The following is a 14,038-nucleotide window of genomic DNA, read 5'->3' on the forward strand; positions in this document are numbered from 1 at the left end:
GAGATAGTTTGCGCGCCACACAAGCACCTCGTGAAGGGTGCGACAGGACGGGAGAGTGATGATGAAGGGATGGCTGTTTGCTTCCGCGTCGGCGGTGGCGGTTGCGGGTTTGCCCGGCGTGGCCTTTGCACAGGACACCGCGGACCAGGAGGCGTCGGCGCCAGCCGCCGAAGAGAATACCGACAGCGGCGTCATCATCGTCACCGCGACCCGGCGCGAGCAGAGCCTGCAGGACGTCCCGCTCAGCGTTACCGCCTACCAGCAGGAAGAGCTAACGGAGAAAGGCATCGTCGGCTACGAAGGGCTCGCGCGCGAGACGCCGGGCGTCGTCGTCAACAAGCCGACTGCCAACTTCAACAACTTCACCGCGCGCGGCATCGCCACCAACGGCTACGGCGCGAACCTGCAGGGCACCGTCGCGATCTACATCGACGAACTGCCGATCTCTGCCAACGGCAACTCGACGATCCTCGATCCTACCCTGTTCGATGTCGAGCGGGTCGAATTCCTGCGCGGCCCGCAGGGCACGCTGTTCGGCTCCAACTCGCTCGCCGGCGCGGTACGCATCCTGACCAAGAGCCCCGATGCCAGCCAGTTCGAAGGCAAGCTGCTGGTCGACTACGGCCTGACCGGCAATGACTCGTTCCGCAAACGCTACAACGGGATGATCAACGTCCCGCTGGTCGAGGACAAGCTCGCCTTCCGCGCGGTCGGTTTCTACCGGCACGAAGACGGTTGGGTCGATAATATCGGCACCGGGCGGGACAACGCGAATACGCTGGAGTCGGCCGGCGGACGCGCCATGCTGCAATGGGACCCGACCGACCGTCTCTCGATGCGCGCAATGGTGATGCACGAGAACAGCAAGCCGCGCGACTCAGGGCTGGTGAACCCGGATCGCGGTGAGTTCGTGCGTCTCAGCGAGGGGCCGGACCTGTTTCATGCGAAGCTGACGAGCTACAACTTCACGCTCGACTACGATCTCGGCTTCGCGAACCTCACCAGTTCGTCGACCCTTTCCACCTTCGACCAGACCTTCATCGTCGATCTCGCGGGCACATTTGCCCAGACCATTCCCTTCGCACTCGACGCCCTGGCCTACGACGACATCTTCGTGCAGGAAGTGCGTCTCGCCTCGGCGGGCGGAGGCCGGTTCGACTGGATCGTCGGCGGCTTCTTCTACGACAAGCGGCGCGACGTGGATTACAACTACCGCTCGTCGATCGAATTCCTCGAAGAGCGCGGCCTGACGGGGCTCGATGACGAGTACTACCAGCGCTTCGGCGGACACACCAACCAGACGGAGATGGCAGGGTTCGGCGAGCTGACCTACCGCTTCTCCGACAATTTCTGGCTGACTGGCGGGCTCCGCTACACGACCACCGAAGTCCAGTCGTTCACCGAGGACTGGGGCTACAACAGCAACTATCTCGCACTGGCGCTCGGCGGTGTGGAGGACGTGCCCATCACTGTCGTGCCGATTGCCCCGGCCGAAGGGCTCAAAGTCAAGGCGAACAAGGTCTCCTACAAGGCCAGCGCATCGTACAAGCCGTCGGAATCGCTGACTGCCTATGCCACCATCGCCACCGGCTTCCGCTCACCCGTCGTGAATGCTCGCGCAGGTTTGGGAAGCGTTGCCGATCCGACCGACATCATCATTCCCGATGGCGCGGATTCGGATAGCCTCACCAACTACGAGGTTGGGCTCAAGGGCAATTGGCTCGGCGGCAAACTGACGGCCGCGGTCGCGCTCTACTACATCGACTGGCGCGACATTCAGGTGCAGGCCAACCGCCTCTCCGATCAGGTCCAGTTCGCGACCAACATCGGCGCGGCGGTGAGCAAGGGCATCGAGTTCGAACTCGCCGCACGCCCCGTCCGCGGCCTCAGCTTCTCGCTGAACGGCTCGTTCAACGATTCGGAGGTGACCGAACTGACCCCCGCCGAAGCTGCGATGTCCGGCGCAGAAGAAGGCATCCAGCTCGCCTCGCCGCACTTCCAGGGTTCGGCCACCGTTCGTTACGACTTCGCGCTGGGCGCAAACGCCGACGCGTTCGTCTCGGGGAATGTCGCACATGTCGGCAAATTCCCCGGGCTGTTCCCGAACGTCGCCGGCCAGCCCGACGTGATCAATCCGACCTACGATTTCACCGAGGCTTACACCGTGGCCAACTTCGTCGCCGGTGCCGATCTCGGCCAGGTCTCGCTGACTGCCTATGTCGAGAACGTGTTCGACAACAACGCGATCACTTACGTCCATCCCGAAGCGTTCCTCGACGCACGATACGCGAGGCTGCGGCCCCGCACCTTCGGCGTTCGACTCGGCATCGATTTCTGATCGTATGCACGAGGAACAGACGAGAGGTGCAGGCATGATCGCGGCTCGCATCCGGGCGAGAGCGGCTCTGACGCGCGCGGCCGGCGTGCTGGCGGGGGTTGCCGGCACGGTGCTGGCGGCATCGGCCCAGGCCGGAGAGCCGCCGGTGGTCAGGGCGGAGGCGGGTATCGTTCGCGGCACGCAGGAGGATGGGATCGCGATCTTCCGCGGTATCCCCTACGCCGAAGCCCCGGTAGGGGAGCGGCGCTGGCAACCGCCGGTCGCAAAGGCGCATTGGGAAGGCGTGCGGGATGCGAGGGCGTTCGGCCCGCCCTGCTTCCAGCCCGAAGCGCGCGGGGCCGCCAACAACATCTACGCCGAGGAACTCGGCAAGATGAGCGAAGATTGCCTCACCCTCAACGTCTGGGCGCCAGACGACGCGGCGAACGCACCGGTCCTGGTGTGGATTCACGGCGGCGCACTGGTCGCCGGGGCAAGCAGCTTCGGCATGTACGACGGCGCGCATCTGGCCGAAGAGGGCGTGGTCGTCGTTTCGCTCAACTATCGCCTGGGCGTACTCGGTTTCCTTGCGCATCCTGAGCTGAGCGCCGAGTCCGAGCAGGACATCTCGGGCAACTACGGCTTTCTCGACCAGATCGAGGCGCTGCGCTGGATCGAGCGCAACATCGCGGCCTTCGGCGGCGATCCCGACAATGTGACGATCGCCGGGGAATCCGCCGGGGCGCTCAGCGTCATGTACCTGATGACCTCGCCGCTCGCACGCGAGCTGTTCGACAAGGCGGTCATGCAAAGCTCGTACATGATCTCCACCCCGGCGTTGAAGGAGGCGGAGCACGGTCATCCATCGGCGGAATCGCTCGGTCTCTGGCTGGAGGAGAAGCTCGAGGCAGACGATCTTGCCGACTTGCGCGCGCTCGGTCCGCGCGAACTCGTCGCGAAAGCGACCGCTGCGGGATACCCGACCTGGGGCACGGTCGACGGCAAGGTCATCCCCCACCAGATCGCCGAGAGCTTCGACCGCGGCGAACAGGCGCCCGTGCCCGTGCTGGCGGGATTCAACAGCGGCGAAATCCGCTCGCTGCGCCGCCTGCTGCCGCCGGCACCGGCCGATGCCGAGGAGTACGAGGCGAAAGTGCGCGCTGCCTATGGCGATCTCGCCGACCGCTTCCTGGCAATCTACCCCTCCGACACGATCGACGAGAGCATGCTCGCCGCCACGCGCGACGCTCTCTACGGCTGGACCGCCGAGCGGATCGGGCGGAAGCAGGCAGCGATCGGCGCGCCGGCCTATCTCTATCTGTTCGATCACGGCTACCCGGCGGCCGACGAAGCGGGGCTCCACGCGTTCCACGCCTCCGAGATACCGTTCATGTTCGGCACGATCTGGGAAACCACGGACAACTGGCCGCGCATCCCGCGGACCGAGGAGCAGCGCACGCTGTCCGACGCGATGGTCGATTACTGGATATCGTTCGCGCGGAGCGGAGTGCCCCACGCGGAAGGCCGGCCCGGCTGGCCGAGGTTCGGCGACGATGAGGCCTACATGGTGTTCGATCGCAAACCGTTCGTCGTGAACGACGTGCTGGGCGATCGCTACGAACTTTACGAGGAAACCGTCTGCCGCCGCCGCGCCGCAGGCGATCAGCAATGGAACTGGAATGTGGGTGTGATCTCTCCACCGCTGCCGGCAAAGGCGCCGCAATGCCGATGACAGACGGCGCGATGCAGGATTTCGCCCTTACCCTCGACAAGTTCCTCGACCACGCTGCGAAGTGGCATCCGGCCACAGAGGTCGTGACCGCACTCGACCACGGCTCGACGCGCCGGATCGGCTACGCCGAACTCAGGCGACGCGCGAATCGCGTCTCGGCCGTGCTCGCGCAGCTTGGCGCGCGGCGCGGGGATCGGATCGCGACGCTGGCCTGGAACACGCAGGCGCATCTCGAAAGCTGGTATGCGATCATGGGTATGGGCGCGGTCTGCCACACGCTCAATCCGCGCCTGACGGCCGAGCAGCTTGCGTGGATGGTGGGACAGTCCGAAGCAGCGATCCTGATCGCCAGTGCCGACCTCGCTCCCCTCGCGAGCGAAATCGTGCACCACGCCCCGAGCCTGCACCACGTGCTCGTGATCGATGGGGAAGCGGCGGACCTTGGACGCCCGCTCGAAGACGCGCTGGAAACTGCGCATGAGGACGCGGTCTGGGGCGGATTCGACGAGAACGCGCCGTGCGGCCTGTGCTTCACCTCGGGCACGACCGGCGCACCCAAGGGCGTCACCTATACCCACCGCGGCAACTATCTTCACACGCTGCGGCAGTTGCAGGCGGACGTCGCCGGGATAACCTCGCGCGATGTGGTCATGCCGGTCGTGCCGATGTTCCACGCCAGCGCCTGGGGCCTGCCCTTCGCCGCGCCGGCCACCGGTGCCAAGCTGGTCCTGCCCGGGCGGCATGCCGACGGAGCGAGCCTCGCACGGTTGATCGCCGACGAAGGCGTGACGATCGCCGTCGGCGTTCCGACCGTCTGGCTGGGCCTGTTCGATCACCTGGACGAGACAGGCGCCGAGGTGCCGTCGCTCAAGCGGGTCATGGTCGGCGGCGCGCCCATGCCGCCGGCGCTGATGGCGCGGATCGAGGCGCGCGGCGTCGAGGTGCAGACCACCTGGGGCATGACCGAGATCTCCCCGCTGGGCACCGCCACCACGCCCGGCGCTCCGGAGCGCAATCCGGCGCTGTCGGGCAAGCCCGCGCAGGGCATGGATCTCCTGCTGACCGATCACACCGGCGAGCCGCTGGCGGAACAGCGCGGCGCCGAAGGGCACCTGTGGGTGCGCGGGCCCTCGGTGGTGGAACGTTACTTCGGCGAGCGCGAGCCTGCGACGCGAAGCGGCTGGTTCTGCACCGGCGATCTCGCGGCGATCGACGAGCAGGGCAATCTTCAGATCACCGGGCGTTCGAAGGATCTGATCAAATCGGGCGGCGAGTGGATCAATCCGGCGGAGATCGAAGCGCTGGTCGCCGCCCTGCCCGACGTGGCGCTGGCTGCGGTGATCGGGCGAAGCGATCCCAAATGGGGCGAGCGACCGTTGCTGCTGGTCGAACTGCGCGAGGATGCAAGCTTGAGCGACGACGACCTCGTCTCCCCCTTGCGGGGGCAGGTCGCCAACTGGTGGATCCCCGACGAAGTGGTCCGCCTGCCGCGGATGCCGCTCGCCGCGACCGGCAAGATCGACAAGTTGCGCTTGAGAACCGAATATAGCAGGGCATGACCGACCACGTCGATCTTGCGGCCGCGTACGCGGCCAGACCTGAAGGGGGCGCAAACTTGCCGGCAGCCAGAAAACCGCGAAGTAAACCGCAATCCAAGGCGGAACGCAGGGCGGAAACAACCGAGCAGATCCTCGACGCGGCCGAATACCTCTTCTCGCGTCACGGCCTCTACGGTGTGACCCTGAAGGACGTCGCCAAGCGGGTCGGCGTGCATCACACGCTGCTCAACTACTATTTCGACGACAAGCAGAAGCTGTTCGACGCGGTCTTCGCGCGCCGGGCGGCGGTGACCAACGAGCGCCGGATGAAGGCGCTCGACGACTACGAGCGCGCAAACGCGGGCAATCTGACGGTCGAAGGTGCACTGCACACGTTCCTCGACACCGACCTCGACCTCTACATCAACGGCGGCGAAGGCTGGCGCAATTACGGCGCCCTCGCCTCGCAGGTCGCCAATACCCCGCAATGGGGCGCGGAAATGATGGACGAGCATTTCGATCCGGTCGTGCTGCGGCTGATCGACATCATCAACCGCGCCCTGCCCGAAGCCGACAAGGTCGACGTGTTCTGGGGCTACCACTTCGTCACCGGCGCGCTGATGCTGACGCTCGCGCGCACGGGACGCATCGACAAGCTTTCGGGCGGGCTCTGCAATTCGGAGGACTTCGTCGCGGTGAAGGAGCGCATGGCGACGTTCATGGCCGCCGGCTTCAACGCCATTTGCACGCCGAAGAACACGGGAAGCGCCGCCGACTGAACGCGGCGGCGCAAAAAGACTTCCCACGGAAGCATGACCACGTTATTAACTCGCGTGAGAGTTAATAAGAAAGGGAGGAGAACGCGTTGACCATCGGTGCAAAGCTGCAGGACCGCGTTGCCATCGTCACCGGATCGGGCGGCGGGCTGGGCCGTTGCCATGCGCTCGAGTTCGCTCGCCAGGGCGCGAAAGTCGTCGTCAACGACCTCGATCGCGACGCCGCCGATGCCGTGGTGCAGGAAATCCTTGACGCAGGCGGCGAGGCCATGGCGTTCGCCGGCTCGGTGACAGACGAGGCCGCTGTCGCTGCGATGGTGGCGGATACGCTGGACCCCTGGGGCCGCATCGACATTCTGGTCAACAACGCCGGCATCCTGCGCGACCGCAGCTTCGCCAAGATGGATCTCGACGATTTCCGGCTAGTGGTCGACGTCCACCTGATGGGCGCCGCGATCTGCACCAAGGCGGTGTGGGAAGCGATGCGAGAGCAGAAGTACGGCCGGATCGTAATGACCACGTCCTCGTCGGGTCTCTACGGCAATTTCGGGCAGGCGAACTACGGCGCGGCCAAGATGGCGCTTGTCGGCCTCATGCAGACGCTCGCGATCGAGGGCGAGAAATACGGCATCCGCGTCAACTGTCTCGCGCCGACAGCCGCGACGCAGATGACCGGCGGGGTGCTGTCGGAAGACGCCCTCGCGTGCCTCGATCCGGCCCTCGTCAGCCCCGGGCTCGTGCATCTGGTGAGCGAGGACGCGCCGACTCGCGCGATCCTGTGCGCGGGGGCGGGTCACTTTGCCGCTGCCAACGTCACGCTCACGGCGGGCGTCCAGATTGGCGCCGCGGACGACGCGGCGGCGCGCGTAGCGAACGAATGGGGTCGTATCGCCGATCGCGCGAGGGAGATCGTCCCCGCCTACGGGTTCACCCAGGCCGAGCGCGAGATCGCCAGCGCGGGATGCGGCGGCGACGCCGTGGCAGTGGCGCACTAGAACACACTCGCCGCGAGGCCGCCCGCTGGCGGCCCTCGCCGCGACGAACGAACAGCCGGAAGAGCGGGAAACACCCGCCAGGCGAAGGATGGAGGAGAGGATCGCATGAGTGCGCAGGGCACGTCCGCCGCAGCGGAACAGGACATCAAGCAGAGCGAGGTGAAGGTCATCGTCGCATCCTCGCTCGGCACGATGTTCGAGTGGTTCGACTTCTACCTCTACGGCCTGCTCGCGAGCTATATTTCCGCGCAGTTCTTCTCCGGCGTCAACGAGACCACCGCCTTCATCCTCGCGCTCGCCGCCTTCGCCGCGGGCTTTGCGATCCGGCCGCTCGGCTCGGTCGTCTTCGGGCGGATCGGCGACCTCGTCGGGCGCAAGAACACCTTCCTCGTGACGATGGTGCTCATGGGTCTCTCGACCTTCTCGGTCGGCCTGCTGCCCAGCTACGCCGCGATCGGCGTCGCGGCGCCGGTTCTCCTCGTCTTCCTCCGGCTGCTTCAGGGCCTCGCCGTCGGCGGTGAGTATGGCGGCGCGGCGACCTACGTTGCCGAGCATGCGCCGAAAGGGAAACGCGGCTTCTTCACCAGCTTCATCCAGACCACGGCGACGATCGGCCTGTTCGCCGCGCTTCTGCTGGTGATCGGCCTGCGCGCGCTGATGGGCGAGGACGCCTTCGCCGACTGGGGCTGGCGGATCCCGTTCCTGCTCTCGATCTTCCTGCTCGCGATCTCGCTGTGGATCCGCCTGCAACTCGCCGAAAGCCCGGTGTTCCAGAAGATGAAGGACGAAGGGAAGACCTCGAAAGCGCCGCTGACCGAGGCGTTCGCGCGCTGGGGCAACCTCAAGTACGTGCTTCTCGCACTGTTCGGCGCGGCCGCGGGGCAAGGGGTAATCGGCTATACCGGGCAGTTCTACACGCTGTTCTATCTGGAACGGATCGCCGACGTCGATCCGGCGACGTCGAACGTGCTGCTGGTCATCGCGCTGATCCTGGCCACGCCCACTTTCGTCTTCTTCGGCTGGCTGAGCGACAAGATCGGCCGCAAGAAGATCATCATGACCGCCTGCGTGCTCGCGGTGCTGACATTCTTCCCTCTGTTCAAGGCGCTGACCCACGCGGCCAATCCCGATCTTGCCGACGCGGTGCGCAACGCGCCGGTCACCGTCGTCGCGCACGAGGACACGTGCTCGTTCCAGTTCGATCCGGTCGGCAACAACACTTTCGACAAGACGAGCTGCGATATCGCCAAGGCCTATCTGGCGAAGAACGGCATCAACTACGATAATGTCGAGGCATCGGCCGGCGCGACCGCCGAGGTCCGCATCGGCGATACGGTGGTTGTTGCGCCCGACCCCGACACGTTGTCGGGCGCGGAACTGAAAACCGCGATCGGCGCTTTCGAGCAGCGCATCGGCGCAGAGCTGCTCGCCGCCGGCTATCCGAGCGAAGCCGATCCGGCCAAGATCAACCGTCCGCTCGTCGTCGCGATCATTCTCGCGATCATGCTGATGGTGACCGCCGCCTATGCCCCCCTAGCGGCGATGCTGGTCGAGCTGTTTCCCAGCCGCGTGCGCTATACCTCCATGTCGCTGCCCTATCACATCGGCAACGGCTGGTTCGGCGGCTTCCTGCCGACCACCGCCTTCGCGATGGTCGCGGCCACCGGCGATATTTACTACGGGCTGTGGTATCCGGTGCTGGTGTGCGCCATGACCGCCGTGATCGGTATCCTGTTCCTGCCCGAGACCTTCCGCCGGAACATCGATGACTAGCACCCGGCGCGCCTTCCTGGCCGCTACGGGGACGGCGCCACTGCTTGCGGCAGTGCCGGCGCTTGCACGGTCGGACGAGGCCCTCACCGCGACCGTGGCAGACGATCTCGCGCGCTATATCGGTTTCGGCAACAAGCAATCCGGCGGGGCCGGCGACATCGCCTGTGGCGAATGGCTGGAACGGGAACTGGTCGCAAGCGGCTTCGCGACGCAGCGGCAGACGTTCTCGGTTCCCTGGTTCGAGCCAGAGACGGCCGAGCTGATGGCGGGTAGCACCCGGGCATCGGTCTGGCCCCAGCCGATCGTGCGCACCACGCCCGCCGGAGGACTGTCGGCGCCGCTCGTCAGGGTCGATTCTGCGGGGTATGCGGCACGGCCGCTGCGGGGCGCGATCGCGCTGGTCGACCTGCCCTTCGGCCGCTGGTCGGCGATGAACTGGCCGGGGGTCAAGACGCCGGTCGATGCGGCCTTTGCCGCCGGGGCGGCGGCGTGCGTGATCGTCACCCATGGCCCGACGGGCAAAGTGATCGCGCTCAATACCGACGGGCGGAAGCCTCTCTACGGCGGCCCCGTTGCGCTGCTCGCCCCAGACGATGCCGCGCCGTTCTTCACCGCTGCTGCGGAGGGGCGCGAGGCACGGCTTACGCTCACGGGCCGAGAGGGACGGCGCGAGGCGTTCAATCTCGTCGGACGGCTTGATCGCGACCGCGGGAAATGGGTGGTGGTATCGACGCCCCGTTCGGGCTGGTTCACCTGTGCAGGCGAGCGCGGGGGCGGGATCGCGGCGTGGCTGCACATCGCCCGTTGGGCGGCCAAAGCCCTTCCGCACCACGATCTCGCCTTCGTCTGCAACAGCGGCCACGAATACCTCTACCTCGGCGCGGAAGAGCTGATCCACCGCGTCGCGCCGCGGCCGGAGGAGACCGCCTTCTGGCTGCACCTCGGTGCCAATCTCGCCGCGCGCGACTGGCACGACACGGTCGGGGCGAGCAAGCCGCTCCCGGGCACGGATTCGCAGCGCTTCCTCGCGGTCAGCCCCGAACTCGTCGCTCCGGCCCGCAAGCGGTTCGCGGGGCTTGCGGGACTCGAAGCGCCTTACTCGACCGAGGAGATTACCGCAGGCGAGCTCTCGAACATCGTGGCGGCAGGCTACGGCCCGGTCGCCGGCGTGTTCGGCGTCCACCGCTATCACCACGTCGCCGAGGACGACGAACGATGCGTCTCAGCCGAAGCCGTGGCGCAGACGACACTGGCGTTCCGCGATCTGCTGGCCTCTGCAGTGCGATGAAAGCGCTTCGCCTGCCACTGGCGCTGTTGTTCGCACTGCTCCCGGCGGGCGCCTGGGCGGGCTCGGACGAGGCGGGCGCCCCGCAAGTGACGATCGAGCAAGGGCAGTTGGCCGGCACGCGCGAGGGCGAGCTCGCGGTCTATCGCGGCATTCCCTATGCCGCGCCGCCGGTGGGCGAGCGGCGATGGAAGCCGCCCGGTCCTGCTCCGAACTGGAGCGGAGTACGTAGCGCGCCGGAGTTCGGCCCGGCGTGCACGCAGCCGGCGCTGCCGCCCTCCAGCCTCTACTACGAGCCGCTCCGCCGAACCTCCGAAGACTGCCTGACACTCAACGTCTGGGCGCCTGAGCGAGCGCGGAAGGCTCCCGTAATCGTCTGGCTTCACGGCGGCTCGCTACGCGTCGGCAGCAGCGCCTCACCGATGTACGACGGGGCGAATTTCGCCCGGCGCGGCGCGGTGTTCGTGTCGCTCAACTACCGGCTCGGCGCGCTGGGGTGGATGGCCCATCGCGCCCTCAGCGACGAATCTTCCGGCCACGTGTCGGGCAACTACGGTCTGCTCGACCAGATCGCCGCGCTGCGCTGGGTCCGGGCGAACGTCGCGGCTTTCGGCGGCGATCCCGACAACGTCACGGTGATGGGTGAGTCTGCCGGCGCACTCAGCGTAAGCTATCTGCTCGTCTCGCCCCTCGCCCGCGGCCTGTTCGACAAGGCCATCGTGCAGAGCGCCAATGCCCGGGCCTTCCCCGCGCTCGCGGAACCGGTGTTCGGCATGCCTTCGGCCGAGACGACCGGCGAACGTCTATTCGACAAGCTGGACCTGCGCGATCTCCCGACTGCCCGCGCGATGGACGCCCAGCAGTTCGTCGACCGCGCGGCGCAGGCGGGTTTCTCGCCGCAAGGCACGATCGACGGCGAGGTGCTGCCCATGCAGATCATCGACGCGTTCGATCGAGGGGCTCAGGCGAAAGTGCCGGTCCTTGCCGGGATCAACAGCGGCGAGGTACGAGCCCAACGCGCGCTCCTGCCGCCCGCCCCTACAAGCGCTGAGGCTTACGAGGACGCGGCGAAGGCCGCGCACGGCGATCTCGCTGCAGCGTTCCTCCGGCTCTATCCCTCCGACCGAATAGACCAGTCGATGCTGGCGACGGCCCGCGACGGGATTTACGGCTGGGCAACCGAGCGCATCGTCCGCAAACAGGCCGCTGAGGGGCAGAACGCCTACTTCTTCGTCTTCGACCACTGCTATGCCGCAGCGCGCGCGAGAGACTTGTGCGCATTCCACGCGGGCGAGCTGGCCTTCGTGTTCGGACGGCTCCGACGCGAGGATCTGCCGCCCAACTGGCCGGTTCCGAGCGGGCCGGCGGACGCGGCACTATCGCAGACAATGATGGACTACTGGGTTTCCTTCGCCGCCACCGGAACGCCGCGAAGCGATCACGGACCGGCATGGCCCGGCTACGGCGAAGGCGAGGCCTACATACGCTTCGATCACGGCGCGCATCAGGCCACGGACCCGTTGCCCGGCATGTTCGAACTGCACGAAGAGATCGTCCAGCGCCGCAAGCGTGCGGACCGGCAATGGTTTCTGAGCGCCGGAGTCGATGTCTCGCCCGAACGGCGGTGACGAGCGCCGCGGCGTCAGGCCTTCGACCCGCGAAGCACCTCGCCGAAGAACAGTAGCGTGTCCGCCAGACGGCGGCGCCAGTAGGGCCAGTCGTGGCCGCCTTCGTACTCGGCGTAGTCGTGCGCGATGCCGGCAACCTCAAGCGCCTCGTGCAGGGCGCGATTGCCAGCGAGAAGATCGTCGTCCCGCCCGCAGTCGAAGCGGAATGGCGGCAGCGGCGCCGAGGCACTGCGAAGCGCGGCGAGAACGCTGGTATCCGCCGCGTCCGTGCTCCAGCCGCGGCGCGATCCGGGCGCCATGAGGGCGTCGAGTTGGTTGGCCTCGGTGATCGCCGAAAGCGCTGACGCGGCACGGAAGCGGCTGGGATACTTGCCCAGGAGGCGAAGCGCCGCGAAGCCCCCCATGCTGAGCCCTGCGATCAGCGTGGGCGAGTGTTCGCTGCAGGCGGGTACCGCCATTCGGGTGGCCAGCGGAACCTCGTCCGCTATCCAGTGCTCGAAGTCCTGATCGCGGTGCGGGACATAGCCCGATCCGTCGCGCCACAGTCTGTCGGACGGCATGGCGAGTACCATCGGAGGCACCGCTCCTGAAGCGACCAGATCCGCCAGGGTGCGATGCGCCGCGCCCTTGAATGCCCACGCCCAATGCGAGCCGTAAACGCCGTGGAGCAGGAGAACGATCGGCAGGTCCGCGGTGCCCTCCGTACCAGGCGGCGCATAGAAGGTGATATCGGCGCGGTGCCCGAGCGCCGGGCTGGAGACGGTCACGAAAGTGAAGCCCGGCTCCGTCAGCGCGGAATCGGAACACTCGATCGTTCGGAAAGGCGGCCGCTCAGTCAAACAGCACAACTCCCTTCGTGGTCCGGCCGGCGAGCATATCGTCCAGCGCCGCTCGCAGCTCCTCCAGACGATAGGTCGCATCGACCATCGACGCGAGCTCGAGCGCACCGGACAGGGCCCAGTCGATCAGCCGGGGCAAGTCGCGATCCGGAACGCAACCGCCGTAGAGCGGCGTCAGGTAGCGCTTGTTCCACTGGAACCACGGCATGGGAACCGTGACCTCCCCGTGCGAGCCGCTGAGCTGCAGCGCGTTGCCGCCATCGCGCACGAGGCGCAGCGGCAGGAAGGACAGAGCGGCCTGTCCGGTCGCCTCGAAGGCATGGTCGGCACCGCGGCCGCCGGTCAGAGCCAGCACGGCCTTTATCAGCGCCTGATGGTCCGTATCGCCGCGCGAGGCGACGATGCAATCGGTGGCGCCGAGCTCCCGCGCGCGGTCGAGCTTCGCCTGATGGAGGTCGATCGCGATGATCCGTCCCGCGCCGGCCAGGCGCGCGCCCTGGATCACGCTGAGACCGACGCCGCCGCATCCGACCACGGCAACGCTCTCGCCCGGCTGTACGTCGGCGATGTTGATCGCCGATCCCACGCCCGTCATCACGCCGCATCCGAGGATGCAGGCCTGCGCCAGCGGAAGCTCCGGAGGCAGCGGGGTCAGCGCCTCGGGCCGGACGAGCGTGTATTCGGCAAAGGTGCCGAGGTTGAACGAGCGTTCGATCGGCCGGCCGTTCCAGAGAGTGTGGCCGGAGCCGGCGGCACTCGTCCCCAGCGACGCGTCGCGCGCCAGCGTCCGCTCGCAAAGCGGAGCATTGCCGCGAGCGCATTGCGCACAGCGCCCGCAGGGTATCGCCCAGTTGAGCAGGACCGGCTGGCCGACCGCGAAATCCGTCACGGCCTCGCCCACCGCCTCGATCACGCCCGCGCCCTCGTGGCCCATGACGAGCGGGCCGGGCCAGTGCAGCGACGCGTGATCGGTATGACAGACGCCGGCAGCCTTCAGCCGCACGCGCACTTCGTCCGGCACCGGCGCGCGAACTTCGACGGGCTCGATAACGAAAGCGCCCGCCCCGTCCGCAATCGCGGCAAGGGCCGTGCGCGGCGAAGGCGATGGCAGTGTCGGCATGGGTGCGAGACTAGCCGCGGTGCCTCCCGCCGTCA

At 67.1% G+C, this 14,038-nt stretch carries 10 protein-coding genes; 8 read left to right on the top strand and 2 right to left on the bottom strand.

Annotated features, from left to right (window positions below):
- Positions 1-61 precede the first annotated feature (61 nt).
- The 8 genes from D2V04_RS14560 (at position 62) to D2V04_RS14595 (ending at position 12,044) form a co-directional block, all read left to right on the top strand.
- On the top strand, positions 62-2,338 hold the full coding sequence (locus D2V04_RS14560) for a TonB-dependent receptor (protein WP_119514888.1): 2,277 nt from the start codon (positions 62-64) through the stop codon (positions 2,336-2,338).
- 34 nt (positions 2,339-2,372) lie between these two features.
- The gene (locus D2V04_RS14565) at positions 2,373-4,049 is read left to right on the top strand and encodes a carboxylesterase/lipase family protein (RefSeq protein ID WP_119514890.1); all 1,677 of its coding nucleotides are present in this window, start codon (positions 2,373-2,375) and stop codon (positions 4,047-4,049) included.
- Positions 4,046-5,608 (top strand): long-chain-fatty-acid--CoA ligase, encoded by a 1,563-nt coding sequence (locus tag D2V04_RS14570; RefSeq protein WP_119514889.1) that lies wholly within the window; start codon positions 4,046-4,048, stop codon positions 5,606-5,608. Before D2V04_RS14565 ends, D2V04_RS14570 begins: the two co-directional genes overlap by 4 nt.
- Positions 5,605-6,366 (top strand): TetR/AcrR family transcriptional regulator, encoded by a 762-nt coding sequence (locus D2V04_RS14575; RefSeq protein ID WP_119514451.1) that lies wholly within the window; start codon positions 5,605-5,607, stop codon positions 6,364-6,366. Before D2V04_RS14570 ends, D2V04_RS14575 begins: the two co-directional genes overlap by 4 nt.
- Before the next feature lie 92 nt (positions 6,367-6,458).
- Positions 6,459-7,358, top strand: coding sequence for an SDR family NAD(P)-dependent oxidoreductase (locus D2V04_RS14580; RefSeq protein WP_119514891.1), 900 nt, complete (start codon positions 6,459-6,461; stop codon positions 7,356-7,358).
- Between the two features lie 105 nt (positions 7,359-7,463).
- Positions 7,464-9,131: an MFS transporter gene (locus D2V04_RS14585; protein WP_119514452.1), complete on the top strand. Its 1,668-nt coding sequence runs from the start codon at positions 7,464-7,466 to the stop codon at positions 9,129-9,131.
- Positions 9,124-10,419: a PA domain-containing protein gene (locus D2V04_RS14590; protein ID WP_119514453.1), complete on the top strand. Its 1,296-nt coding sequence runs from the start codon at positions 9,124-9,126 to the stop codon at positions 10,417-10,419. The genes D2V04_RS14585 and D2V04_RS14590 overlap by 8 nt, the downstream gene beginning before the upstream one ends.
- A complete protein-coding gene (locus D2V04_RS14595; protein WP_119514454.1) occupies positions 10,416-12,044 on the top strand; it encodes a carboxylesterase/lipase family protein in 1,629 nt (542 codons plus the stop codon). The genes D2V04_RS14590 and D2V04_RS14595 overlap by 4 nt, the downstream gene beginning before the upstream one ends.
- Before the next feature lie 14 nt (positions 12,045-12,058).
- On the opposite strand, the gene D2V04_RS14600 is transcribed toward D2V04_RS14595, so the two are convergent.
- Together D2V04_RS14600 and D2V04_RS14605 are read right to left on the bottom strand one after the other, a co-directional pair.
- The gene (locus D2V04_RS14600) at positions 12,059-12,883 is read right to left on the bottom strand and encodes an alpha/beta hydrolase (protein ID WP_228766469.1); all 825 of its coding nucleotides are present in this window, start codon (positions 12,881-12,883) and stop codon (positions 12,059-12,061) included.
- The gene (locus D2V04_RS14605; protein ID WP_119514456.1) at positions 12,876-14,003 is read right to left on the bottom strand and encodes an alcohol dehydrogenase catalytic domain-containing protein; all 1,128 of its coding nucleotides are present in this window, start codon (positions 14,001-14,003) and stop codon (positions 12,876-12,878) included. The genes D2V04_RS14600 and D2V04_RS14605 overlap by 8 nt, the downstream gene beginning before the upstream one ends.
- Between the last annotated feature and the right edge of the window lie 35 nt (positions 14,004-14,038).

Origin of the sequence: Pelagerythrobacter aerophilus, assembly GCF_003581645.1 — a bacterium.
GTDB lineage: Bacteria > Pseudomonadota > Alphaproteobacteria > Sphingomonadales > Sphingomonadaceae > Pelagerythrobacter > Pelagerythrobacter aerophilus.